Origin of the sequence: Microbispora sp. CA-135349 (assembly GCF_050947365.1) — a bacterium.
Classification (GTDB): domain Bacteria; phylum Actinomycetota; class Actinomycetes; order Streptosporangiales; family Streptosporangiaceae; genus Microbispora.
Genome location: NZ_CP192001.1, coordinates 8391084 through 8414944, shown reverse-complemented (window position 1 = coordinate 8414944; position 23861 = coordinate 8391084). Strand labels below are relative to the sequence as shown.

Annotated in this window: 21 protein-coding genes and 1 tRNA gene; 14 read left to right on the top strand and 8 right to left on the bottom strand. The window is 69.4% G+C overall.

The genetic code is table 11. The annotated features are described in order from the left end of the window. Nucleotides 1-98: 98 nt before the first annotated feature. On the bottom strand, nucleotides 99-1829 hold the full coding sequence (locus tag ACQPZZ_RS38780) for a family 43 glycosylhydrolase (RefSeq protein ID WP_432927373.1): 1731 nt from the start codon (nucleotides 1827-1829) through the stop codon (nucleotides 99-101). Between the two features lie 594 nt (nucleotides 1830-2423). Between ACQPZZ_RS38780 and ACQPZZ_RS38775 the strand changes: the two genes are divergently transcribed. Then, entirely contained in the window at nucleotides 2424-3368 is a 945-nt protein-coding gene (locus ACQPZZ_RS38775; RefSeq protein ID WP_432927371.1) for a Gfo/Idh/MocA family protein, read from the top strand. Between the two features lie 14 nt (nucleotides 3369-3382). Here the strand turns inward: ACQPZZ_RS38775 and ACQPZZ_RS38770 are convergent, their stop codons facing one another. After that, the gene (locus ACQPZZ_RS38770; RefSeq protein ID WP_432927369.1) at nucleotides 3383-4912 is read right to left on the bottom strand and encodes an alpha/beta hydrolase; all 1530 of its coding nucleotides are present in this window, start codon (nucleotides 4910-4912) and stop codon (nucleotides 3383-3385) included. Between the two features lie 425 nt (nucleotides 4913-5337). On the opposite strand from ACQPZZ_RS38770, the gene ACQPZZ_RS38765 reads away from it, so the two are divergent. Continuing rightward, a tRNA-Thr gene (locus ACQPZZ_RS38765) sits at nucleotides 5338-5414 on the top strand. Nucleotides 5415-5601: 187 nt separating this feature from the next. Here the strand turns inward: ACQPZZ_RS38765 and ACQPZZ_RS38760 are convergent. After that, nucleotides 5602-6408: a hypothetical protein gene (locus ACQPZZ_RS38760; RefSeq protein WP_432927367.1), complete on the bottom strand. Its 807-nt coding sequence runs from the start codon at nucleotides 6406-6408 to the stop codon at nucleotides 5602-5604. Nucleotides 6409-6717: 309 nt separating this feature from the next. Between ACQPZZ_RS38760 and ACQPZZ_RS38755 the strand changes: the two genes are divergently transcribed. The 4 genes from ACQPZZ_RS38755 to ACQPZZ_RS38740 all read left to right on the top strand — a co-directional run bounded on the left by ACQPZZ_RS38755 (nucleotide 6718) and on the right by ACQPZZ_RS38740 (nucleotide 11879). Continuing rightward, the gene (locus tag ACQPZZ_RS38755; protein WP_432927365.1) at nucleotides 6718-9576 is read left to right on the top strand and encodes an FtsX-like permease family protein; all 2859 of its coding nucleotides are present in this window, start codon (nucleotides 6718-6720) and stop codon (nucleotides 9574-9576) included. Between the two features lie 178 nt (nucleotides 9577-9754). Continuing rightward, nucleotides 9755-10462 (top strand): ABC transporter ATP-binding protein, encoded by a 708-nt coding sequence (locus tag ACQPZZ_RS38750; protein WP_432927363.1) that lies wholly within the window; start codon nucleotides 9755-9757, stop codon nucleotides 10460-10462. A gap of 93 nt (nucleotides 10463-10555) precedes the next feature. Continuing rightward, nucleotides 10556-10708: a hypothetical protein gene (locus ACQPZZ_RS38745; RefSeq protein ID WP_432927361.1), complete on the top strand. Its 153-nt coding sequence runs from the start codon at nucleotides 10556-10558 to the stop codon at nucleotides 10706-10708. A 115-nt stretch (nucleotides 10709-10823) separates the two neighbouring features. Next, nucleotides 10824-11879: a serine hydrolase domain-containing protein gene (locus ACQPZZ_RS38740; RefSeq protein WP_432927359.1), complete on the top strand. Its 1056-nt coding sequence runs from the start codon at nucleotides 10824-10826 to the stop codon at nucleotides 11877-11879. A 6-nt stretch (nucleotides 11880-11885) separates the two neighbouring features. Here ACQPZZ_RS38740 and ACQPZZ_RS38735 read toward each other — a convergent pair whose 3' ends face one another. Further along, entirely contained in the window at nucleotides 11886-12347 is a 462-nt protein-coding gene (locus ACQPZZ_RS38735) for an iron chaperone (protein ID WP_432927357.1), read from the bottom strand. A 56-nt stretch (nucleotides 12348-12403) separates the two neighbouring features. Then, complete coding sequence (locus tag ACQPZZ_RS38730; RefSeq protein WP_363645428.1) at nucleotides 12404-12859, bottom strand: carboxymuconolactone decarboxylase family protein; 456 nt, start codon at nucleotides 12857-12859, stop codon at nucleotides 12404-12406. Nucleotides 12860-13023: 164 nt separating this feature from the next. Here ACQPZZ_RS38730 and ACQPZZ_RS38725 point away from each other — a divergent pair, with 164 nt between their 5' ends. Continuing rightward, nucleotides 13024-15282, top strand: a complete 2259-nt coding sequence (locus ACQPZZ_RS38725; RefSeq protein WP_432927354.1) for an ATP-binding protein — start codon at nucleotides 13024-13026, stop codon at nucleotides 15280-15282. A 72-nt stretch (nucleotides 15283-15354) separates the two neighbouring features. On the opposite strand, the gene ACQPZZ_RS38720 is transcribed toward ACQPZZ_RS38725, so the two are convergent. Both ACQPZZ_RS38720 and ACQPZZ_RS38715 read right to left on the bottom strand, forming a co-directional pair. Continuing rightward, a complete protein-coding gene (locus tag ACQPZZ_RS38720) occupies nucleotides 15355-15678 on the bottom strand; it encodes a hypothetical protein (RefSeq protein ID WP_432927352.1) in 324 nt (107 codons plus the stop codon). Nucleotides 15679-16170: 492 nt separating this feature from the next. Then, nucleotides 16171-16590 (bottom strand): nuclear transport factor 2 family protein, encoded by a 420-nt coding sequence (locus tag ACQPZZ_RS38715; RefSeq protein WP_432927350.1) that lies wholly within the window; start codon nucleotides 16588-16590, stop codon nucleotides 16171-16173. Between the two features lie 209 nt (nucleotides 16591-16799). On the opposite strand from ACQPZZ_RS38715, the gene ACQPZZ_RS38710 reads away from it, so the two are divergent. The 4 genes from ACQPZZ_RS38710 to ACQPZZ_RS38695 all read left to right on the top strand — a co-directional run bounded on the left by ACQPZZ_RS38710 (nucleotide 16800) and on the right by ACQPZZ_RS38695 (nucleotide 20117). Then, nucleotides 16800-17171, top strand: a complete 372-nt coding sequence (locus ACQPZZ_RS38710; RefSeq protein ID WP_432927348.1) for an ADP-ribosylation/crystallin J1 — start codon at nucleotides 16800-16802, stop codon at nucleotides 17169-17171. Between the two features lie 97 nt (nucleotides 17172-17268). Then, complete coding sequence (locus ACQPZZ_RS38705) at nucleotides 17269-17703, top strand: hypothetical protein (RefSeq protein WP_432927346.1); 435 nt, start codon at nucleotides 17269-17271, stop codon at nucleotides 17701-17703. A gap of 507 nt (nucleotides 17704-18210) precedes the next feature. Further along, nucleotides 18211-18987, top strand: a complete 777-nt coding sequence (locus tag ACQPZZ_RS38700) for an IPT/TIG domain-containing protein (protein WP_432927344.1) — start codon at nucleotides 18211-18213, stop codon at nucleotides 18985-18987. A gap of 119 nt (nucleotides 18988-19106) precedes the next feature. Then, nucleotides 19107-20117 (top strand): IPT/TIG domain-containing protein, encoded by a 1011-nt coding sequence (locus tag ACQPZZ_RS38695; RefSeq protein ID WP_432927342.1) that lies wholly within the window; start codon nucleotides 19107-19109, stop codon nucleotides 20115-20117. A 320-nt stretch (nucleotides 20118-20437) separates the two neighbouring features. Here ACQPZZ_RS38695 and ACQPZZ_RS38690 read toward each other — a convergent pair whose 3' ends face one another. Further along, nucleotides 20438-20584 carry a hypothetical protein gene (locus ACQPZZ_RS38690; protein WP_432927340.1) on the bottom strand — a complete coding sequence of 49 codons (147 nt, stop codon included), beginning with the start codon at nucleotides 20582-20584 and terminating at the stop codon, nucleotides 20438-20440. A 469-nt stretch (nucleotides 20585-21053) separates the two neighbouring features. Here ACQPZZ_RS38690 and ACQPZZ_RS38685 point away from each other — a divergent pair, with 469 nt between their 5' ends. The 3 genes from ACQPZZ_RS38685 to ACQPZZ_RS38675 all read left to right on the top strand — a co-directional run bounded on the left by ACQPZZ_RS38685 (nucleotide 21054) and on the right by ACQPZZ_RS38675 (nucleotide 23749). Further along, nucleotides 21054-21314 (top strand): hypothetical protein, encoded by a 261-nt coding sequence (locus tag ACQPZZ_RS38685; protein ID WP_432927338.1) that lies wholly within the window; start codon nucleotides 21054-21056, stop codon nucleotides 21312-21314. A 259-nt stretch (nucleotides 21315-21573) separates the two neighbouring features. Then, nucleotides 21574-23187, top strand: coding sequence for a TIGR03767 family metallophosphoesterase (locus tag ACQPZZ_RS38680; protein WP_432927336.1), 1614 nt, complete (start codon nucleotides 21574-21576; stop codon nucleotides 23185-23187). 172 nt (nucleotides 23188-23359) lie between these two features. After that, on the top strand, nucleotides 23360-23749 hold the full coding sequence (locus ACQPZZ_RS38675; RefSeq protein WP_432927334.1) for a hypothetical protein: 390 nt from the start codon (nucleotides 23360-23362) through the stop codon (nucleotides 23747-23749). Nucleotides 23750-23861 lie beyond the last annotated feature (112 nt).

Genomic DNA, 23861 nt, shown 5'->3' with positions numbered 1-23861 from the left:
AGGCGGTGGCGGCGAACCCACGTCGTCGTGCGGCGACCGGCGCTCGCTCGGCTTCGTGGATTCGCCGCTCGTCCGTCAGCGGCACTCCGCCGCCGGTGTCACGGACTCGTGCAGGTGAGGGACGGCGTCGACGGCGAGCCGCCGGCGGTGAAGCCGAACGTCGTCGAGGCGGAGGCCCCCAGCGAGCCGTTGTAGGAGGCGTTGCTCACCGACACCGTGGAGCCGGTGGTGCTCAGCGTGCCGTTCCAGACCTGGGTGATGGTCTGGCCGCTGCTCAGGTTCCACTTGACGGTCCAGCCGTTGATCGGCGAGCTGCCGGCCGTCACCGTGACCTCGCCCTGGTAGCCGCCGCCCCACGAGTTGGTGGTGCGGTAGCTCGCGCTGCAGGCGCCGCCACCCGGCGACGGCGAAGCCGGGGGCGTCGGGGACGGTGAGGTCGGGGGCGTGGGCGACGGTGACGTGGGGGGCGTGGGCGACGGCGAGGTCGGCGGCGTCGGCGAGGGCGAGGTCGTCGTCCCCCCGTCGAACTGCCACCAGTTCATGTTCAACAGGTAGCCGCTGCCGCCGGTGAACCTGAGGTACAGGTCGTGGGTGCCGGTCGCGCCGGTCACCGGGCAGGAGACGGTCGTCCAGGCCTGCCAGCCGCCGGTGCCCGGGACGTCGCACGTCCCCATGAGCGTGCCGGTGGCGCCGTCCCGGCGCACCTCGATCTTTCCGCCGCTGGATCCCGAGGCGACCCTCGCGGTGAAGGTCTTCGCGCCGGTGCCGAAGCCGACGCCCTTGATCTTGATGTAGTCGCCGTTCTCGATGAAGCCGACGTTCATGCCGCCCTCGCTGGACGGCTCGGTCTCGACGCCGGACTCCCAGGCGATGGTCTCGGCCTCCTGCCGGACGTAGGGGTTCAAGGTGCCGATCTGGGGCGCCCCCGTCGAGGTCATGGTGATCGTCGGGATCGTGCCGTCGGCGTTGTAGGTGAACTTCTCCACGGCGACCGAACGGGTGTAACCGCCACCGCCCGGCAACGCGCCGTTGTGGTAGAAGAAGTACGACCCGCCGTTGAAGTCGATGATCCCCGGGTGGTTGGTGAAGCTGCCGCCCTGCGTGGGCATGATCGTTCCCCGGTAGGTCCACGGCCCGGTCGGGCTGGAGGAGGTCGAGTACGCGATGAACTCCGAGCAGCACTTGGCCGCGAACACCATGTAGTACAGGCTGCCCCGCTTGTAGAACCAGGGGCCCTCTTCGAACAGGGTCGGCCGGTTGGCGTCCCCGGTGCGGGTGCCGAACCCGGCGGTGGTGAGGTTGACCTTGGTCGGGCTGCCGGAGTAGGAGGTCATGTCGGCGTTCAGCTTGACGTACCACAGGTTCGGGTTGCCCCAGTAGAGATAGGCCTGCCCGTTGTCGTCCACGTAGACGGTGGGGTCGATCTCGCCGTTCTCGACCAGCGGACGCCCGATGGCGTCCTTGAAGGGACCGGTGGGGCTGTCGGAGACGGCCACGCCGATGGCCATCCTGCCGGTCGACCGGTTGGTGGTGGGCACGTACCAGTAGAACTTGCCGTTCCGGTAGACGGCCTGGCCCGCCCACGCGTCGGATTTCGCCCAGCTGAAGCTGGAGACGCTCAACGGGGAGCCGTGGTCGGTCCAGTTCACCATGTCGGCCGACGACCAGACCCGCCAGTCCTTCATCGTGAAGTACGTCGAGCCGTCTTCGTCGTGCCCCGTGTAGAGGTAGACCCGGCCGTTGTAGACGAGCGGGGCGGGGTCCGCGGTGTAGATGGTCTGGATTATCGGATTGTCCGCCCTGGCCGCGGTGGCCGGGAGCAACGCCATGACACAAAGCAGGCCCACGATCCAGGCGACTGTGCGCCTGGACAGTGAAAGCGTGTATCTCACATGCGCCTCCTGAAACGCTGGTGGTGCGCGTCCTGACCGTGGGCAGGGCTCCAACCGTTCGCGTTCCTCGCGCTGCGACGTGAGCGTGTGACCTGAGCGCGCGACGTGAGCGCTGACAACTCGAAAGTTAATGTGAGCGCTAACAATTACCGGATGAGGGACCCTGCCATGCGGCGGAGCCAACCTCATCGGCGGAAGAGGGTCAAGGTGGCGGGCCTGCTCCCGTCCGGCGATCACCACCGGTCACCTGTGCTGAACTGCGCCCGCGGCCCCGCCGAGGAGGCCGCCGATCCTTGCCGGGACATGAAAATTTCACCACTGGCGGGAGTTAACGTACGGGCACGTGGTCGAACCGACCGAAGGGGCCGGCGTCGAAGGTCACGCTCGTGACGCCCGGCGGCGGCGCCGGCACGTAGAAGAAGCCGCGGTTGCCCGTGCCCGGCTCGACGATGCCCGAAAAAGGAGTTGAGGACAGCTCTGTACTCCCCTGTACGGTTGGGGACGCGTTGGAGCGCGAGGAGGACGCCCTTCATGGACGATCGGATCAGGGTCGGGTTCGTCGGGCTGGGGATCACCTCCCGCAGCCATTTCGCGGTGCTCGAACAGCGGCCCGAGGTCGCCTTGGAGTTCGCCGTCGATCCCAAGGTCACGGAGCCGCCCGCGTTCCGCGGCACCACGCCCCCGCACTACCGCGACCTCGCGGAGGCGCTGGACGCGCACCGGGCGGACCTGATCGTGATCGCCACTCCGACGCAGACCCATGAGGAGCTGGCGGCACAGGCGCTGACCGCGTCCTCGGCGAAAGTGCTGGTCGAGAAGCCGCTCGTACACGACCTCGCCGCGCTCACCCGGCTCCGCGCGCTGGACGGCGAGGTCGATGTCCGCGGCCGGGTGTTCACCGCGCACCACTTCGCGTTCGCGCCCGAGGTCCGCTGGGCGGCCGAGCAGATCGCGGCACATCCCGAGTGGGGTCCGATCACCCGGGTCACCTCGGCCTTCTACGACCCGTACGTCCTGCGGGGCGAGCAGGCGTTCGCGTCATACGTGTCGAGCTGGATGGACTCGGGGGTGAACCAGCTCAGCATGCTCGCCCGCTTCGTCGAGCCGGTGGCGCTGACCTCGCTCAGCGAGATGGACGGCGGCGCGAGCGCCTGGGCCACCTGTGAGTACCGCTCCCGCGGCAGGATCGGGCTGGCCTCGCTCCGGTCGAGCTGGCTCACGGGCGAGAGCAGCAAGGGGACGACCTTCACCCTTGGCGAGACCGATGTGGAGGTGGTCGTCGACCACACCGCCAACACCGGCTTCGCCGCACGGACGGGAACCCTGCTCGCGGCGTACGGCCACGACGGCCGCACGCCCAGGAAGACGGCGCGCCACAGGCCGTTGTACGAGAGCCTGCTGTCCGGCGCGCCCGATCCCGTGCTCGGCTTCGACACGACTGTGACGATCACCGAGCTACATCATTCGAGGCCTTGAAGGGCGCGGTCCTGTCAGCCCGTCTTCGGGCAGATGGTGCCGTTCTTGGGAGTGCGCAGCGCGAGCAGGTAGTCGTCGACCGCGTTGTCCACACAGGAGGAGCCGCTGCGGTAGGCCGTGTGCCCGTCGCCGTCGTATCCCAGGAGCACGCCCGAGGTCAGCTCCTTGGCGAGCCCCTGAGCCCACTCGTACGGCGTCGCGGGGTCGCGCAGGGTGCCGACGACGAGGATCGGCGGCGCGCCGGCGGCCTTGAGCGGCTTGTCGGTGCCGACGGACTTCGCGGGCCAATAAGCACAGGGCAGCGAACCCCACATCACGAACGACCCGAAGTGCGGCGCCGCCTTGGCGGCCTCGCCCGCGGCCCGCCGGTATGCGCCCAGCGCCTTGGGGAACGGGTGGTCCACGCAGTTGACGGCCATGTTCGCCTCGGTCTGGTTCGAGTACGAGCCGTCGGACCGCCGGTCGACCAGCAGGTCGGCCATCCGGAGCAGGTCCGTCCCGTCGCCCTGGTTGATCGCCTTGCCCAGGGCCTCACGCAGCCGGGGCCAGGCCGCGCGCTCGTACAACGGGGTGGCGATGCCGATCACCGTCCACGCCTCGTTGACCACGCGGCCGTCGCCGAGGTCGTTCTTCAGCGGCTGCCGGTCGGCCTTCGTCAGCAGGTCGCTGATCTCCCGCATCGCGCCGTCCACCGTACGGCTCTTGAAGGGGCAGGAGCCGTTGAGGAAGCAGTCCTCGACGAAGGCCTTCAGCGCCACCTCGAAGCCCTTCGCCTGCACCTCGTTGGACTTCAGCGACGGCACGGCCGGGTCCACCGCGCCGTCGAGCACGAGTGCCCGCACGCGCGTGGGGAACAGATCGGCGTACATCGCGCCGAGGTAGGTGCCGTACGACTTACCGAGGTAGGTGAGCCCGGGATCGCCGAGGACGCCGCGCAGGACGTCCATGTCCCTGGCCGCGTCGGCCGTGCCGACGTGGGGGAGCAGACGGGCCGACTTGGCCCCGCAGCTGTCGGCGAACTGCTTGGACACCTTGTCGAGTGTCGTGACCTCCTCCGGCGTGTCCGGGCTCGTGTCCGTCCCGATGTACGCGTCGAGCTGGGAGGCCGTCATGCACGTGACGGGGGTTGACTCGCCCACGCCGCGCGGGTCGAAGCCCACGATGTCGTACTGCGCGCGCACCTTGTCGCTGACCACGGACCGGGCCGCCCGGGCGTACTGGATGCCCGAACCCCCCGGCCCGCCGGGGTTGATGAGCAGGGAGCCGGCGCGCTTGCCGGTGGCCGGCAGGCGGATCACGCCGAGCTCGATGCGCTCGCCGGAGGGCTTCTGGTAGTCGAGGGGGACCTGAATTTTGGCGCACTGGAAGCCGTCGCCGCAGCCCCGCCAGGCGGGCCGCTGGGCGTAGAACGGGCGCAGTTCGGCCGTGGGGGCCTCGACGGCCGGCTGTGACTTCGCCCCCGTGCTCGGCTGCTCCGTGGCGGCCGGCGTGTGGCTGGAGCACGCCGTGAACGGCAGCAGCGCGGCCAGCGCCGCGACCGCCATTCGCCGGCTCGAACTGCCGCCGTACTGAGTACGAGGCGGCGTGACCTTCGCTTTCTGCCCACCCGATCGCATACCCGTCGTTTCCCCTGCCGTCGGCCTGCGTGACGAAGACCAGCATGCCGCCTGCCGGGGGCGGGCGGAGACCTGCCGGCCAGGGTGGCGAAGGATGAGGCCAAATGTCTGGCGGCTCGTCGGCGCCATCAGGCGGGACACGGGATTTTTCCTGTGACAGATGTGCCTGGTACGCCCTGTTTCCGCTGGTCATAGGGCAAAGAGAGGCTCATTGGGCGGCTGGAGAAGTTTTACCGATCTTCGCGAATGTGCCGGCCTCCCGGACGCGCCCCGAGGGCGCGACGCTCCCGGGCGGCGACGGGTGCGCGAGAACCGCGACGACCCTGTAGACTGTGCGAAGCCGTTCGCGGCGTGCCGCCTTAGCTCAGTCGGCCAGAGCACTTCACTCGTAATGAAGGGGTCAAGGGTTCGATTCCCTTAGGCGGCTCCACCTCAAAGGCCCTCCCGGGAGCACCCGGGAGGGCTTTTGCTTATCACCCTTGCCACAGGGCCCTGACCGCGACCGCCCCAGTCCGCCTCCCGCCCGGCTCGACCCGGTGCCAACCGAGACCTGAGATGACTTCGGTGGACGTTGCCGTCACGGAGCTGCCGACGCTTGGGGCTCAGCAGGCGATATATCAGCTTCCACCGGACTGCCGGGCTTCGGGGCTGACTTCCCACAGCTGGTCCATACTTCCCGCCAAAGGGGAGTAGTGAATCTTGGCGAGAACGGGGTGCTTCAGGCGCTTCAGAACCGCGGTCATCTGACGGGGACTGCAGGCGATTGAGCCCACGCCCTCCTCGTCGGGCATGCGCGGATCAGTACGGGTGAGCCAGTCGGCGTTACATGCCTCAGTGACTCGAACGAATCCAACCATCCAGTCGTACCCGAGTTTCATCGGCTGACCGCCCTCCGGGGTGAAGGTCACGATGCCGCTGATGCTGGGGTCCGGAGTTCCGTCTCCGAGATATCGAAGGGTGCCGAAGGCGACCTTGCCTCTCTCAGTCGCGACACCGGCCCAGAACTGATGGATCGTAGTGGCCCTGGTGCCGTTATAAACAATGCGGACCAGCGTGGGTCCGAGAGTGAAAACGAAAGCGAGGTCGCGAGGAGCACATGCGGTCTTGCCGAGGCCCTTGGCGCTTACGGCGTATTTGCCTGCGTTGTCCTTGGCCTCGCATGTGACCGTTGTGCGGTAGAAGGAGGCCGAGGTGTAGTCAAGCCGGATCTCTTCGGCTCCGGCCATAGGCTTCAGGGCGAAACTCCTGATCCCGTAGTGCATCGTGACCGGCTTGGCTGCGCGCGGCACGATACGGAGTCTTCCCTTCCCGTCCGGCCAGGCCCAGCCGTACGCGACTTTGGGAGAGGAGGAGGCTTGGGCCGGAACGGCGGTCAGGCCGGTCGCGATGAGGCCGAGAATGGCGGTGGAGGCTAACAGTCGCACGAGGTTCTCCTGGGGAAGACGGTACGGCGCTTCACGGGACGCACAGCCTACTGACCCGATACGACATTTACTGGGGTTCGGTCTGATGACGACATGTTCCCCCCCAAACCTCCCCAGTCCGCTTCTGTACGACCGGCACATCGTAAAGGCGGGCGGCGTGGATCTGGAGAGCGAGCGATTGCCATCTCGGCGGGTGACATCGTCCTTGCACGGGGTTTAGGTGGCGAAGTCTCGAATGTCGCGAACATGTCGCCGAAAGCGTCCGCCGGGTGTTGTGATCCGGCGAATGTGGCCGTTTGATGGGGATTCATGCTGAGGCTGATGATCGGCCAGTTACGCCGCCAGTCGGTGCGCTCGATGACGATGCTGCTCGGCGTGTTGCTGGCCACGAGCGGGTTCACCCTGCTCACCGGCTCGGTGGAGACCTCACGCCTGCGCGTGACCGGGACCGTGGACGACAACTACCGGAGCACGTACGACGTGCTGGTGCGGCCCAAGGGGAGCCGGGACGCGCAGGAGCTCACACACGGGCAGGTGCGTCCGAACTTCCTTTCCGGCCAGTTCGGCGGCATCACGCTCGACCAGTGGCGGCGGATACTCGCGCTGCCCGGCGTCGAGGTGGCCGCTCCGGTGGCGATGGTGGGGTACGTCGACGTGACGGCGACCGCCGAGATCGACCTCACGGAGCAGCTCGACCGAGGGGCGCGACGGCAGTTGCTCAAGGTGGACAGGACGTGGACCAGCGACCGGGGACTGTCGACGGTCGACGACCCGGGTGACAGGTACGTGTACGTGACCCGCAACCCCGTGCTGTGGCCGCGGTTCACGACGAGCAAGACGAACTTCGTGGAGTTCGCCGGCTACCGCTACAAGGGCCGGAAGGTGCGGGTGAACGACGCGGTATGTGACCGCCCGGGGATGTCGTCCGGCCACCCGGCGGCCGAAGTCCTCCCGGACGGACGGATTCAGCCGATCTGTCCCACCGCGCGCAAGCGGGAGCCCGGACGCACCTACCTCACGGCGGCGGACCGGTCCCGCGTGGACGTCTACCAGATGCTGCCGGACGGCGGTTTCCACACCCGGCTCGGCGACGCTGGCGGTGGGATCATTCCCAGGCAGGTCCGGCTGCCGCGACTGACGCTCCCCGTCAGCTGGCCCGTGCCGCTGTTGCTGGCGGCCGTCGATCCCGTGCAGGAGGCGGAACTGGTCGGGCTGGATCGTGCCGTGGTCACCGGGCGTCACCTGCGCGCGACCGACGGCCCGACGCCGACCAGGTGGGCGCTGTTCGCCGATGTTCCCATGCTGCTCTCGTCGACCGCGCACATCGACGAGCAGCTGACCGCCGGAGTCTCCCGGCTGGACCTGCCGCCGGAGATCGCGAGTCTGCGCGGCGATGAGCTGTGGAAGCGGCTACGGGCGGAGCCGGCCCGGCGCACGTCGACCGTGCGCGTCGACGCGGAGAGCGTCTACCGGCAGGTCAGCGAGCGCCCGATCACCGACCCCGGCGACACGTGGCTCAACGTGGACCGCGTCATCCAGTCCGGCCGCCCACGCTATGGGGGCGGAGAGGGAGTGCTGAAGCCGGATCCCGTCACCGTCGACCTCGACGAGGTGTGGCGGCAGGAGAACTCCCTCGTGGACACCTCGGCCCCCTTGTTCGCGCACGATCGGGCGCTCCGGCCGTTGGCCAAACGCGAGCTAGCCGGCCCCGGTGGCGTGTCCGTATACGCGTTCCCGCAGGTGGTGGGCAGGTTCGACGCGGCCGGGCTGACCGAGTTCTCCGCGTTGTCCGCGGTGCCGCTGGAGACGTACCAGCCGGCGAGCGCGACCGGCGCGGACCGGGCCGCGCGGGCGGCGCTGGGGAACCGCCCGCTGCTGCCCAACGGCAACCCCGGCGGCTACCTGGCCACCCCGCCCCAGCTCCTGACGACGCTGACCGCGCTGCCCCTGCTCACCCGCAGCGACGACCCGGCGCAGGAAGCGCCGGTCTCCGCGATCCGGGTGCGGGTCGCCGGGGTCGCCGGGCTGGACGATCTGTCCCAGGAGCGGATCCGCGCGGTCGCCGAGAAGATCGCCACCACGACCGGGCTCGAGGTGGACATCACCATCGGCTCCTCCCCGGCCCCGCGCTCGGTCGAGCTGCCGGCCGGCGTGTTCGGCCGCCCCGAGCTGCGCCTGCTGGAGAACTGGACGACCAAGGGCGTGGCGGTCGCGCTGACCAGGGCCGTCGACCGGAAGAGCGCGCTGCTGTTCGGCCTCATCCTCGTGGTGTGCGTGCTGTTCCTGGGCAACGCGGTGGCCGCGTCGGTTCGGGTGCGGCGGCGCGAGCTGGCCGTCCTCGGCTGTCTGGGCTGGCCGGCCGGGCGGCTGGCCGCGCTGGTGATGGGGGAGGTGGTGCTGGTCGGCCTGGTCGCCGGGGTCCTGGGCGCCGCCGTGTCCCTGCCGCTGGCCGCCGCCACCGGCATCGAGGTGAGCGCCGGACACGCGCTGCTGGCCGTACCGGTCGCCTGCGGGATCGCCCTGCTCGGCGGGCTGGTGCCCGCGCTGCGCGCGGGGCGGGCGCACCCGATGGCGGCGATCCGTCCCCCCGTGGTCACCCGCACCCGGGCGCGGCGCGCCCGGACGGTGTACGGCATGGCGGTGGGCAACCTGGTCCGGGTCCCGACCCGCAGCCTGGTCGGCGTGCTGGCGCTCGCGGCCGGAGTTGCGGCGGTGTCCACACTGCTGGTGATCACCTGGCGGTTCCACGGCGAGGCCCAGGGCACGCTGCTGGGCGACGCCGTCTCGCTCCAGGTGCGCGGGGTCGATCTTGCCGCCGCCGTCACCACGGTGGCGCTCGGCGTGTTCGCCATCGCGGACGCTCTCTACCTGAGCGTCAGGGAACGCAGCGGCGAGCTGGCTGCGCTGCGCGCGTGCGGGTGGTCCGACGGGGAGCTCGGCCGCCTGATCGTCACCGAGGGTGCGCTGCTCGGCCTGACCGGTGCGGTGCTCGGGGCCGGTCTCGGCCTCGGTGTGCTGGCCGCGTTCCTGGGCGGCCTCACCTGGGCGACCGTGAGCGCCACGCTTCCGGTCGCCGCGGCCGGAACCGCGTTCGCGGTGCTGGCCGCCGCCGTCCCCGCGCAGCTCATGCGCCGACTGCCGCTCGCCGCGGTGCTGGCGGAGGACTGAGACCGTCGATGAGGCACGTGGAACGCGCTTCACACCAGCCGTGCCGCGCGCGGGCGTCCACCTTCGCGGAACGCGCGGTCCTAAGCCGCGACCGGGCGCTGGTGGCCGTGGCCGGGTCGCGGGACGATGTGGGCGAGCGACCGGCTCCAGAAACCTGCGGCGAGGGCGGAAGGTGACGATGGAGACGCGTACGACCGGCACCCGGCGCGGTGTCGAGGTGACGATCAGGGGACTGACCAAGCGGTTCGGTCAGGGAGACGGCCGGATCGTCGCCGCCGACGACGTGTCGCTGCACGTGCCGGCGGGGCAACGGGTCGCCGTGGTCGGTGCTTCGGGCTCCGGCAAGTCCACCCTGCTCCACCTGATCGGCGGCATGGAACGGGTGGACGGCGGCACGATCACGGTCGGGGACCGGGAGGTGACCGCGCTCGGCCGCCGTGAGCTGTCGGTCTACCGCCGCAGCGTCGGCTTCGTCTTCCAGCGGTTCCACCTGCTGCCCGCGCTCACCGTCCTGGACAACGTCCTCGCCCCCGTGCTGCCCCGCCGGGTGGACTTCGATCGTACGGATCGGGCCCGGCAGCTGCTCGCCGCCGTGGGCCTGCTGGACCGGGCGCACGCCGTGCCGTCGCAGCTGTCCGGCGGGCAGCAGCAGCGGGTCGCGGTCGCGCGTGCGCTGATCGGTGACCCGCGGCTGATCCTGGCCGACGAGCCCACAGGCAACCTCGACTCGGCCACCGGCCGGGAGGTGATGGAGCTGGTCGATCGCCTGGTCGCCGAGCAGGGGCTGACCCTGCTGGTCGCCACCCACGACGACGGGGTGGCCGCGCACTGCGATCGGATCATCCGCATCCGGGACGGCCGGATCGTCGACGACACCGCGCGCTGACCGCAGCACGCTGGTGTGTCCGGCCCGGTGCTGCGACCTCGCCGCCCTGGGGCGTGTCGCGCCGGACGCCGTGCTCACGGTCGAGTCGCTCCGATGGCCGCGGGCATCGGCCGGCGGGCCGACAACCCCTCACTCCTGCCGCTGGACTACGGGCGGAACCTGCTCGTCGTGCTGGGTCTGATCGCGCTCGTGGCGGCGCTCACCGTGATCGCCCTGCGGCTCCGGGAGAGCCGCCGGCGCGGATAGAAGCCCGCTCAGCCGGTGGCTGGTCGCGGTCACGGCGTCGATGAGGTCCCGGTAGGGCTCGTCCCACAGGTCCTTCAGCCCGAAGCTTCAGGCGTATGACACTAGGTTTGTGGGCGTGATCAACGGAACGGTGGAACCGGGTTTCGAGCAGGTGCGGGACGTGTTCGCCGATGTGCTGAAGCGGCAGGCCGCAGGAGCGGGGGCGGCGGTCGCCGCCCAGGTCGACGGCCGATGGGTCGTCGACCTGTGGGGCGGGCCCGGCTGGTCACGCGACAGCATCGTCATGCCCTACTCCGTGACCAAACCGTTCGCGGCGGTCTGCGCGTTGCTCCTCGTGGATCGGGGCGTGCTGGATTTGGACGCTCCGATGCAGCGCTACTGGCCCGAGTTCACCGCGCCGGCGACCGTACGACATGTCCTGTCGCACCAGGCCGGTGTGGTGGCGCTGGACCAACCGGTGCCCACCGAGACCTTCTACGACTGGGACCGGATGTGCGCGCTTCTCGCCGCGCAGGAGCCGTCGTGGGAGCCGGGCACAGCGCACGGCGAGTCGGCGTTGTTCTACGGGCACCTCGTCGGTGAACTGGTCCGGCGCCTTGACGGGCGGACGCTCGGCCGCTTTCTCGCCGAGGAGGTCTGCGGCCCGCACGAGCTGGACTTCCACATCGGCCTCGGCCCCGCCGAACAGGCACGGGCGATCGAGCTGACCGGCTTGACCCCGGCCTTCCGGGCTGCCGCACTGGAGGGCAAACCCGACCTCTACCACCGTGCGATCGGCAATCCGCCCGGCGCCCAGGACCCGGCCGTGGTCAACTCGGCCGCCTGGCGGGCCGCCGAGATCCCCGCGGTCAACGGCCACGGCACCGCCCGTGCGGCCGCCAGGTTCTACTCCACGTTGCCGCGGCTGCTGTCAGCCGACCTGCTCACCGAGGCCACCACCGGTCAGTGCTCGGGAACGGACGCGGTTTTCGGGGCGCGGACGACCTGGGGGCTGGGCTTCGGCGTCGACGGCGACGACTACGGGATGGGCGGCCTGGGCGGCAACTACGCCGGAGCCGCTGCCGGCTACTCTTTCGCCTTCCTCACTGGCCATGCCGGCGATTTCGACCGCGCCACCGACCTGGAGAACGCTCTGCGCGCCGTTCTCGGGCTGGGCCCGATTGCCGAATAGCCCTTCTCAGCTCAGCGCCTGCCTCAGGAGCGCCGCGATCCGCGCCTCGACGTCGGCGGTGATCTCGGTCAGCGCGTACGAGGCCGGCCACATGGCGCCTTCGTCGAGGTTCGCCTCGTCGCTGAAGCCGAGCGTCGCGTAGCGGGCCTTGAACTTCGCCGCGGACTGGAAGAAGCAGATCATCTTGCCGTCGCGGGCGTACGCCGGCATCCCATACCACAGCTTCGCCGTGAGGTCCGGCGCGCTGGCCTTGATCAGGGCGTGCAACCGCTCGGCGATCACCCGGTCGGGCTCCGCCATCTCGGCGATCTTCGCGAGCACCTCGCTCTCCGTGTCGGCCGTCTTGGCGCCCCGCCGAGCGCTCGTCTTCAGCTCCTTGGCGCGCTGCTTCATCGCGTCGCGCTCTTCCTCGGTGAACCCGTCGTACTTCTGGCCCTCGGCGGTGGTGGTCTTCGTGGTGTTCGACATGACGACGTCCTCTCTCTGCGATGTGTGACTGGGGTTGGTGGTGGGCGGGAGCAGTGTCACCACTGGCCCGCCTGCTGGCGGGTCGGCACGTTGAGCCGGTTGAAGGCGTTGGCGATCGCGATGTTGAGCAGCAGTGCGGCCAGCTCCTTCTGGTCGAAGTGCTTGGCGGCCAGGTCCCACACCTGGTCCGGCACCGGGTCCGCCTGGTCGGCGAGCCGGGTCACGGCCTCGGTCAGGGCCAGCGCGGCGCGCTCCTCGTCGCTGAACCACGGCGTCTCCCGCCACGCGGCGACGGCGTGCACCTGGTCCGCGGTCACCCCGTGCCGCTGGGCCTGGTGGACGCCCCCTGCCACACACGGAGCGCAGCCGTTGATCTGGCTGGCCCGCAGGTGGCTCAGCGCCAGCAGCCTGCCGTCCACTCCGGCACCCGCGACGGCCTTGTTGACCGCCATCAGGGCCTCCATCGCCCCGGGGATCAAAGCCGCCGGGTTCGGCATGCGCTCGGTCGACATCGCTTCTCCTTCGCCGTGGGTGTTTCCGACAGGAGCAATACGACCATCGGCGTGCCGGGGCCCGCATGGTCCGTGGGACACCGTGGGACACGCGGAACCCGGCTGAGCAGCGCGAACGTACCGCCGATCCGCCTGTGTGGGCCGGGACGGGTACGGTGTTCCACGTGTCCAGCCCCCAAGAGCGACTGGTGGCTCAGCTCGCCAGGATCAAGGAGCTGAGCGGGCTCAGCCTGCGCGCCCTTGCCCGGCAGACGGGTCTGAGCAGCTCGTCGTTGTCGCGGTACCTCACCGGCCAGCTCGTGCCGCCGTGGGAGGCCGTCGTGGCGCTGTGCCGCGCTGTGGGACGCGATCCCCGGCCTCTGCGCGCGCTGTGGGCCGAGGCGGCCGAAGCCGGCGCGGCGCCCGCCCGGCGCCGCAACGACCTGCCGGCCGACCTGTTCGACTTCACCGGCAGGGAAGCGGAGTGCGCCCTGGCCGAGGAGCTGCTGCGTACCACTGGCGCGGTCGCGATCGACGGCATGGCGGGCGTGGGCAAGACCAGCCTGGCCGTGCATATGGCCCATCGGCTCGTCCCCGCCTATCCGGACGGCGGGCTCTATCTCGACCTGCAGGGCTTCACCCCGGGTCAGGAGCCACTGGAGCCGCACGCCGCGCTGGGCCGGCTGCTGGACGCGTTGGACGTCACGCACCCCCCGCCCGGCACCGCCGAACGCGCGGCGCTCTGGCGGTCGGAGCTGTCCCGCAGGCGGATTCTCGTCGTGCTCGACAACGCGGTCGACGTGGAGCAGGTGCGCCCACTGCTTCCGGGCGCGGGGAAGTCCGCGGTCCTGGTGACCAGCCGGCACCGGCTGGTCAGCCTGGACGGAGTGCCGCCGGTGTCCCTGGAGCCGTTGACCGACGACGACGCGGTGCACCTGTTCGGCCGGGCGGCCGGGCTCTCGCTCACCGAAGAGGAAGCGGTGGGTCAGGTGCTGCGGCAGTGCGGCGGACTTCCGCTGGCGCTGCGGATGGCGGGCGCGCGGCTTCGCCACCGTCCGGGCTGGACGGTGGCCGTACTGGCCGAGCGGCTGCGCGCCACTCCCAGCCGCTTCGACTCCGCCTTCGGCATGTCGCTGCAGCAGCTCGACGCGGTCCAGCGCCGCATGTTCCGGCTGCTGGGCGTGCTTCCTGGGGCCGACTTCGACGCGGCGGTGGCGGGCGCGCTCACCGACATGCCGCCCGACCGGGCCGGCGCGGCGCTGGAGGAGCTGGTCGACGCCCACCTGGTCCAGGAGCCCTCGCCCGGGCGCTACCGGATGCACGATCTGATCCGGCAGTACGCGGCGGACATCGCCGCCGACGAGGAGCCGCGGGCCGAAGCCGCCCTGCGCCGGGTCCTGACGCACTATCTGGCGCAGGCCGTCGCCCACGATCGGACGCTGCCGTCGCCGCACCGCAAGGAACCCTCCCCGGGAGATCCGGCGAGGGCCATGGCCTGGTTCGACCTCGAGTACGTCAACCTGGTGGCGTGCTTCGACGCCGCCGTACGGCTCGGTGTGGACGAGGTGGTGGCCGAGCTGCCACAGGCCATGCGGGTCTGGTTCTTCCGGCACCGCGGCACCGACGACCAGGCGCGCCTGCTCGAAGCCGCCGCGGCCGCCGCGGGGCGTCTCGGCCGCGACCGGCAGCGGGCTTCGCTGCTCGCGGACCTCGGATACGTCCGGGCCACCGCCGGACGCCTCACCGAGGCGCTGTCCGCCTACGAACTGGCCGAGCAGTCAGGGCCGGACGACGACGTCGCGGCCGCCCTGGCCCTGCGTATCGGCATGGTGCGCCGGGATCTCGGCGACCTCGAAGCGGCACAGACGCACTTCCGCCGGGCACGCGAGCTGTTCGAGAAGATCGGGCGCCACGCGGGGCGGTCCCAGGCGCTGGCCTTCGACGGATGGGTGACACTTCACCTCGGGCGGCGCGGCGAAGCCGTGGAACTCGCCCGGGCATCCGTCGCCCTGGCGGACGGGCCCGCACAGATCACCGGGCTGGTCACCCTCGGCCTCGCACTGGCGCCGGACGACCCGGCGGAGTCGCTGCGAACGCTGCATGACGCGTTGCGGCTGTCCGAGCAGCACAATCTCCAGCACAACCAGGCGTGGTGCCACAACTATCTCGGTGTCGCGCTGCGGATCACGGGTTCGCCCGCCGAAGCGCTCGAACACCACCGGCGGGCCTTCGAGCTGCTGGAACCGCTGGCCGAGGTACAGCTGGAGATCGATTGCCTGCACACCTACGCCGAGACGTGCCGCGCGGCGGGCCGATATGACGAGGCGCTGGCGCTGCTCGACCGCACCATCGAGCTCGCGCGTGAGCTGGGCCGGCCGTACGACGAGAAGCTCGCCCGCGCGGCGCGGGAGACCGCGCGCGCCGCAGCCGAGTGCCACCGATGAACAGGGCGTTCATGGCGGTTGTTCAGTCTCCGGTGCCGTCGAACCGGGCCTGCAGCGCGTTTCTCAGGTTGTTCAGTATCCCTGTGCGGTTGGGGTGGTTGGCGGGGGTGGCCCGCTCCGCCTGCCGGAGATGAAGCAGGGGGTGAACACGCCGACCGAGGTGTCCAGGTCCTCATCGCGCTGACTCTCAGGCAGGGCCAGGTAGCGGTACCAGTGCAGCCAGCCGAGTGCGTGCAACACCTCCAGATCGGCCTCGTCGCCGTGAAGGGTCGCGGCGACGAGTTGATCGGCTTGGGCGAGAGCGGCCTGTTCCAGCACCAGCGACGGATCCCCTGTTGCGCTGACCCGTAGCAGCCGCTCCTGTAACGCTTGTAGGAGATCTTCCCGTATCGCCACACGCCCTCCCCTGATCGCCGACTAAAGGGGAGGCTAATGCCACATTCATCACACAAACAGTGATTTTGGCCGATATAGTCACATGGCCGAGCATCATCCCCTAATCAATGAAGATCCTCGGCGCAATCCGTTGTCGGCACGTACGCCGACAACGGATTCGAACGGCCCTTGATGAGCGTGCCGGTGGGCTACTCGTCTCCGATTTCGAGGCAGGCCAGCCGCCGGAGTATCTCGATATCGGCGAGGTCCTTCTGCCGCCATGGCCGTCCGTTGCGCAGGTGCGGTAACTGCTCTTTCATGGCGAGCATGCCCGAGACACTCATGGCCGGCACCGGCGTGCCATGAAGTGCCACGGGTCGTCGCCGAAGGATCCCGGCGGAAACAGCCAGTCGGACCATCGCCCCAGGGGACTGAACGATCCATCCGGCCGCCGGTCGAAGCAAGCGCGCCCGCCAATGCCGGCTTCGGGCTGTCCGGACCTGACGATTACTGCTAACGGGGAAGCGTGCCATTTGTGATCATATTGACGCCGAACCACCCCCAATACACCCGGTGGTGCTGGATCAGCCCGTCGCGAATCTCCATGACCTCGACGATGTCCATCTGCTCGCCATCGGGCCTCTGGCGGGGATACTCCCAGGTCAAGGTCGTCCCGTCCGACAGGAAGCCGGTGCGGAAGCGGCGTCGCTGCGGCGGGTGGTGGGCGAAGACCCGCTCGACGAACCGGCGGAGCTCGTCACGACCGCGGATCACCCCCTCCTCGACGCCGAGCAGGTAACACACCAGTGGGCTCTCCAGGGTGGCGTCTTCGTGATACAGAGCCATCGCCGCATCCAGGTCCTTGGCCCCCAAGGCCTCATCCCAGGCCTGGAAAACGTGCTCGACAGTCGCATCGGCGTACTGGTTCGTCATCCGGCTACTCCTCGGAATGGTCGTTTCCATGGATGCGGAAACCCTATGCGCCAACTCTTTCGATCAGGGTCGAAGGATGCCGCGGAACCCGCCCGGGCTTCCGGCCCGGCAGGACACCATGTGTCATTTCCGGCGACTGCTGACGCTTGAGCCATATTTAAGGTGCTTTCCCCCGGTCGGACCGGTTAAATTGAGGGCCGCGAGGAGGGATGAATGTGCCGGGCGGACTGACGACCTTGTGGCGGCCGACCGGGCCGGAGGAGTTGGAACTGGTCCGGCGGTCCGGGTGGCGGGCGTGGCCGCCGCGGCTGCCTGAGCAGCCCATTTTCTATCCCGTGCTCAACGAGGACTACGCCATCAGGATCGCGCGCGACTGGAATGCTCCCCGCCACGGAGTGGGCTACGTGACGCGCTTTCGGGTTTCCACTGAGTTCCTGGCTCGTTATGCGATACGGCAGGTCGGCGGGGAAACGATTCTCGAACTGTGGGTGCCCGCCGAGGAACTGGACGAATTCAACGCGCATATCTCCGGCGTCATCGAAGTGGTGCACGAGTTCCGGCCGGACCTCGACAGGAGATGAGACGGCGGCGCGGACGCGGCCAAGCATGTCGTGATCACAAGTGAGGGGTGTGCGGGGGATGACGAGCCAACACGGGGTGGACCGGCCGGAATCCGTTGTGAGACGCCGGCGCCTGCATCGGGCCGTCTTCGTCGCCGCCGGGGCCTACAACATCGCCTGGGGCGCGTACGCGGCCCTGGACGCGCAGTGGCTTTTCCGGTTCGCGGGGATGCCGCTCCAGAACCATCCGCAGATCTTCACGACCCTGGGCATGGTCCTGGCGCTTTACGGCGTGCTCTATCTGGACGTGGCGTTGCGGCCCGAGCGAGGCTTCCTGATCGCGGCCGTGGGGCTGGCGGGCAAGATTTTCGGCCCGCTCGGCTGGCTGTGGCTCTTCTCCTCGGGCCAGTGGCCGATTTCCTCCGGCATCCTCGTGGTCACCAACGACCTGGTGTGGTGGATCCCGTTCGTCGTCTATCTCGTGGACGCCTGGCCGAACTGGTGGCGCGACACCAGGGCGGTGGAGGGCCTTCGAGATTCAGGGGATGCGTAGCAGGGGACCGGTGGCGGGTGGCTGTCGGATGCAGCGCGTGATGCCCCGATATGATGAAAAATCCGACGTGGCGGTAATTTAATCCATATGTAATACCCGGTCGCGTCAGGGTCTTATTACCTGGCATTATTTGTGGCCACCCCCTCTTTACAGGCCCTGTCGCCGAGCGTTCAATCGGCAGTGACAGTAAGACACTCGATCATATTCAGTGCGGCATTCTCCGCGATTCTTCAGAGCCTGACAGAGCTTCTCTCCTGAGGCGGCCGATCCGGCGGGCATCCCACTGGTCCGTGCCGCGCGATACACGATCCGATTCTGAGGCTCTGCGCCGTCTCGCCCCCGAATACGCCCGGCCCCGCGCCCACGTGTTCCTCGACATCCGGCGGCTCGAATCGCCGGCGTCCGGAACGCGCTCACCAGCCCGTGGCCGGCGCCTCGCCGACTCGAAAAGATCACTCACGCGTCGTCATGCGCCGATAGTGCCGGCGAAAAGAGAAAGGAAAGCCCATGGCACCCGTCATCACCTCGCTCAGCGCGGCCCCGCAGGGCACCAACCAGGGCAGTTACGGCCAGACACTCACGATCAACGGCGCCGGCATGACCGGCGCCACCGCGGCCAAGATCGGCTCGCGGACGGTCCCGGCGACCGCCAACCCCGGCGGCACGGTCGTGACCTGCGCCCTCCCCTCCGGATGTGGTCCGGTGAGTGTCAGCGTCGTCGCCCCAAGCGGGACGAGCAACTCGCTGCCCTTCTACTACATCGACTCACCGTTCGTCTCCTCGCTGACACCGGCGGAGAACTCGGCGCAGGCGCCGCACGGCGTCACGATCGCCGGCGAGACCCTGCTCACGACCAACCGCGTTCGGTTCTCCGGGACCGACGCCACACTCGCACTGCCCATCACCTCCGACGCCTCCATCGTCGCGACGCCCGCCCCCATCACTCCGCTCGGGGCGCCGCCCTGGTTCCAGTCGCTGAACCTCGAGGTGCGCACGTCGGGCGGATCGTTCACCCTTTCCAACGCCGCCCTCCTCTTCGACACGCCCGCGATCACCGCTCTGGACCCGATCACCGGCACCGTCGGCACCCAGGTGATCATCACGGGGACGGGCTTCGTCGGATCGGCGATGAGCGTCACGTTCGCCGGCGTCGAGGCGGACTTCACCATCAACTCCGACACGCAGATCCTCGCCTTCGCCCCGACCAATCCCGTCGGTGCGGCCGACGTCGTCGTGTCGACTCCGGGCGGGCCCAGCGCGCCGGCGACGTTCACGTACGCATAGTCGCCGCCGCCATCCCGGGTACGGCCGGCGGGCTCTTCGCGGCCTCCCTGGAACAGACGCGTGCCTTGACCGGAGTCGTCCGGTCAGGGCACGCGCCCGCATCGAAAGGACGTGAGGTCATGGCTCCGGTCGTCACCGGCGTGACGCCCAGCTCCGGATCGACCGTCGGGGGCACGCCCGTGACCGTCACCGGCAGCGGATTCGTGAACGTCAGCGCCGTCCGATTCGGCAGTGCCCAGGCGGTCGGCGTGAACGTGCTATCCACCACCACGCTCACCGCGATAACGCCTATCGGAGCCGGGACCGTCAGCGTGACCGTCACGGCGTCCGGCGGGACGAGCCAGCAGCTCGTCCCGTTCACCTATGTGAACGCACCGGCGCCGGTCATCACCTCGCTGAGCCCCCGGGAGGGACCGGTAGCCGGTGGCACGACGGTGACGATCACCGGCAGCGGTCTCACCGGCGCCACCCAGGTGCGGTTCGGGGCACTGTCCGCCTCGTACACGACGAACTCTTCGACGCAGATCACCGCCACCGCACCGGCGGGCATGGGCCCCGTGCTCGTCGCGGTCGCCACGGCCGGAGGCGTGAGCAACCCCCTGCCGTACTGTTACACCGCCGCGAGTGCCCCCATCCCCTTCGTCGCGGGCGTGGCACCCGGCCAGGGCCCGCTCGCCGGCGGCACGCCCGTGGTCGTCACCGGCATCGGTCTGTCAGGAGCCACCGCCGTCCGGTTCGGAGCGGTGCAGGCCGTCTTCATGGTGGTGACCGACACGCAGCTGGCCTGCACGGCGCCCGCAGGTGCGGGAACCGTCGATGTCACGGTCGTCGCGCCGGGGGGAACGAGCGCGACGAGCGAGCTCGCCTCCTACACCTACGTCGTCACGCCTACGGTCATGACGCTGTCCCCGGCGCAGGGGCCCGCGACCGGCGGTAATCCCGTCACCGTCATCGGCTCCGGCTTCACCTACGCGACCGATGTGCACTTCGGCGGCGCGCCGGCGCCCTTCTCGATCGTCTCCGACACGCAGATCGTGGCCACGGCGCCAGGCGGCGCGGGGACGGTCGGTGTGACCGTGGGCTCGGCCGGTGGGACCAGCGCTCCCGCCGCGTTCTACGTGTACCTGTGAACGTCACTCGGCGTCGCCCGGCGCATGGTGGCGAGCAACACATGTAGCCGGAACCCTCGCCTCGAGGCAACCCACAGGCAAACATGCGTACTGCGTCATTGCGGAAGCAATGGGAGATTCCGAGCATCGGTGATCTGAATTCGGCGACGTCTACACCTATTCAGCAACCGACAAGGTAAAAGCGGCCGTGTCCCGTCTCCCTTTCGGGTGGCCGAGGAATCAGGATGATGCAAGATCACCCGCGTTGTGGGGCCCTCGTTTTGGCATTTCCGCTTGTTGAGGGCGAATTTGTCTTGCTTGCACCAGTGATTCAGGGGGAGTCAGTTGCGCAGGCCCAGCAACCTTGCCCGGAACGCCATGCTCGGCGTGATGTTGACCGTAGGCGTCGTGACCGCGGAGGGCGTCTCCGCGAGGGCCACGATGGCCGGCCGCCAGGTTTCCAGCCGCCCGCTTCCTCCCACCGCCACGTCTCCGGTCCCGAGACCTGCCCTCGCCGGGAAGAACAAGAACAAGCAGCGGCAGCATGGCCATGGGAATCAGGCCCAGAGCCAAAACCTGATGCGGGACCTCACGCACATTCTGGCGCCCGTCCAGAAGGTGCAGACGGGCGCAGTGGCGGCGCCTGACAACCGGCAGGCAACCGACTCGCGGATGAGTCCCCAGACGAATCAGAACGAACTGAACGACACACTGACCAACGACCGGCAGATGCAACAAGGTCGCCGGGGCCCCAGGGGTGATCACGGTGATGCGGGCCGGCGGGGTCCCGGGAGTCGTGCGGGCACAGGGGGACCTCACGGACCTCGGGGTCCTCAGGGACCTCCTGGTCCTCAGGGCCCGAAGGGGGCCAAGGGGGATCCCGGCACTCCCGGCACTCCCGGCACTCCCGGCACTCCCGGTGCTCCGGGGTCGGCCGGCCCACCCGGACCTGCGGGGGTGTCCGGCTACGAGACCATTACAGGACCGCCCACCACCTGCATGCCCAATGACTTCTGCGTCGCCGTCGCCGAGTGCCCCGCGGGGAAGCGGGTGGTGGGCGGCGGCTGGGCCTTCGTCGAGGTTCCGGGGCCGCCGTTCTCCTTCTCGAACCTCGCCAGCGTGTCCGGCGGAGACACCACGTGGCAAGCGCTCTTCTACAACGGCTCTTACACAGAGGATGCGATCTTTCAGGCGCGAGCGATCTGCGCCACTGCATGACCGCGCCTGCGGGGAGGAGCGCAGTTCTGCGCCCTTCTGAACGGCGGGAAAGCGGCAGACGTCCGGTCGCCTGCCGCCGGGTGTCCGTACCGCACGCAGTCCGGCTGTGCCATAGATAGCTGTTCGGCGTTTCTTTCCTGTTCGGCCGGGAGTCATTCCCGGTGTCAAACATCCCCGGTGGACGTTCGCCTCGACGCCACCACCGGGGAGCATCATGGATCCCGCCCTCAGCCGCCGTTCTTTCCTGCTCGCCTCCGCTATGACTACGTCGGGTGTCGCGCTGGAGGTCGCACTGGCCTCCGCTCCGGCCGCCTCCCTGACCGCGGCGCCCTCGGTCACGGCGCCCATGACCACGGTCCGGACCGTCGCCAGGCCGCGCGGCGCGACCGGCTACCGCAGGCTCGCCGACGGGCCCGGGTGGCGGCGGGTGACGCGTACTGAATTGGCCGGGGCCAAGAAGGGCAGGGCCGAACGCCGTACGGCGCTCGCCTGCTTCGTTCAGTTCACCGACCTGCACATCACCGACGTGCAGAGTCCGCAGCGTTATGAGTTCCTGCGGGCGGGAGACCTGGGTTTCTGGCGTCCGCAGGAGGCGCTGACCGCCGTCGGAGCGGTCTCCCTGATCGAACAGGTAAACGCCCTGCGCCGCGGCCCGGTCACCCGGGCGCCCATCGGTTTCGTCATGACCACCGGCGACAACACCGACAACAACTCCCGGATCGAGCTGGAGTGGTTTCTGACCGCGATGACCGGTGGCCGCTTCACTCCCAACACCGGTGACCCGAGCGGGTACGAGGGCGTGCAGGACTCCGGCCTGGGCCTGTACTGGCAGCCCGACTCCGGCATGCGCGACATCGACAAGCGGGTGGGATTCCCGCGTCTGGACGGCTTCCTGGAGGCCGCGATCCGCGAGGTGAGCAGCCCCGGCCTGGCCGTTCCGTGGTATTCCACCGTCGGCAACCACGACCGGCTCTTCGGCGGCGCCTACTCGGCGTCCGGCGGCTTCTTCGCCGACATCGCCACCGGCTCGCGCAAGCTGTTCGCGCTGCCCGCCTCCGAGGCCGGCGCCGTCTACCAGTCGCTGCGCCGCGGCGACCCCACGGGCGCGCGCTTCCGTGCCGCATGGAAGCGCTACAAGGGCAAGGCCCGCACCGTCACAGCCGACGAGCGCCGCGCCCCCGTGAGCCCGCACGCGTACGTCGCCGCGCATCTGGACCCGGCGTACACCGGTGCGGGGCCCGTCGGCCACGGATACACTCGCGACAACCTCGACAGCGGCTCACTGGACTACCTCTTCCGGATCGCCGACGGGGTCGTCGGCATCAGCCTCGACACCACCGACCGCGGTGGCGACTACCGCGGGTCCGTCGGCAGCCGGCAGCTGGCCTGGCTGGAGCGGACCCTGAAAGCCCACGCGGACGACGTCGCGCTCATCTTCAGTCACCATCCGAGCTGGGCCATGACCAACCTCACCCCCAACCCGGCCCGCGCCCACGAGAAGCGCCACGGCGGGCAGGAGTTGCTCGCGACGCTGAAGAGGCACCGCAACGTGGCCGCGTGGATCAACGGCCACTCCCACTTCAACAAGATCGTGCCCCATGGTGGCTTCTGGGAGATCTCCACCGCCTCCCACATCGACTATCCGCAGCTGGCGAGGGTCGTCGAGCTGGCCGACAACCACGATGGGACGCTCTCCCTGTTCACCACGCTGGTGGAGTCGGCCGCGCCGCGCCGCACCGACTTCACCGACCTGTCCCAAAGCGGCCTCGCCGCGTTGTACCGGGAGCTGTCGTTCAACTCACCCGGCATGCGGGGCACGCTGGCGGGCCTGACCGCCGACCGCAACACCGAGCTCCTTCTGCGGAAGCGATGACAGGACTTCCGACCCGGCCAGTGACAAGTGAAGATCGCGAGGTGGCCGAACCCCGGACGCCGCACGCGCCGGACGGCGGGCAGGTCCCGCACGATCGGCTGCTGGGCGCGGCCGTCGTCTCCCACCGGCCAGCGCGGGCGGTTCGAGCGAGAAGGCGACCACCATGGCGCTGATGTCCCGTAGCCACTGCGAGGTGAACGTCCACGACGGGACGTTCTTCGTCGTCGATGTGTCGTTCTCCTGGGACCCCTTCGAGCCGTCCGGCCACGGCGGCCTCAGGCTCTCGGCCGAGGACGACCTCGTGAGCGTCACGCTCGAAGCGTGGGGCGACGAGCCGGGGGATCAGCGCGAGGCGTGGGCGGATGTCGTCACCCGCGTCCTCCGCTCGGAGACTGGAGAAGTATGCGCGGCGGAGCTGTACACGGACGTGCAGGACGGGTTCCTGCTCCTCGGCGAGCCTGACCGGTCCTGGAACGTACGGGTGTACACGCGGGCGGACGACGAAGCGGATCCGCGGGAGCGGTTCCTGGTCCAGTTCTGGCCGCGAGGGGTCTCAACCTAGATCCAGATCTTCCCTGTGCGGGGTCGGGAGACAACAAGATCCGGCCAACTGTTGGCACGGCCGCACGTGTCATGCCGCGCCTGTCGTCCCCGTCGGACGAATCTTCCCTGCG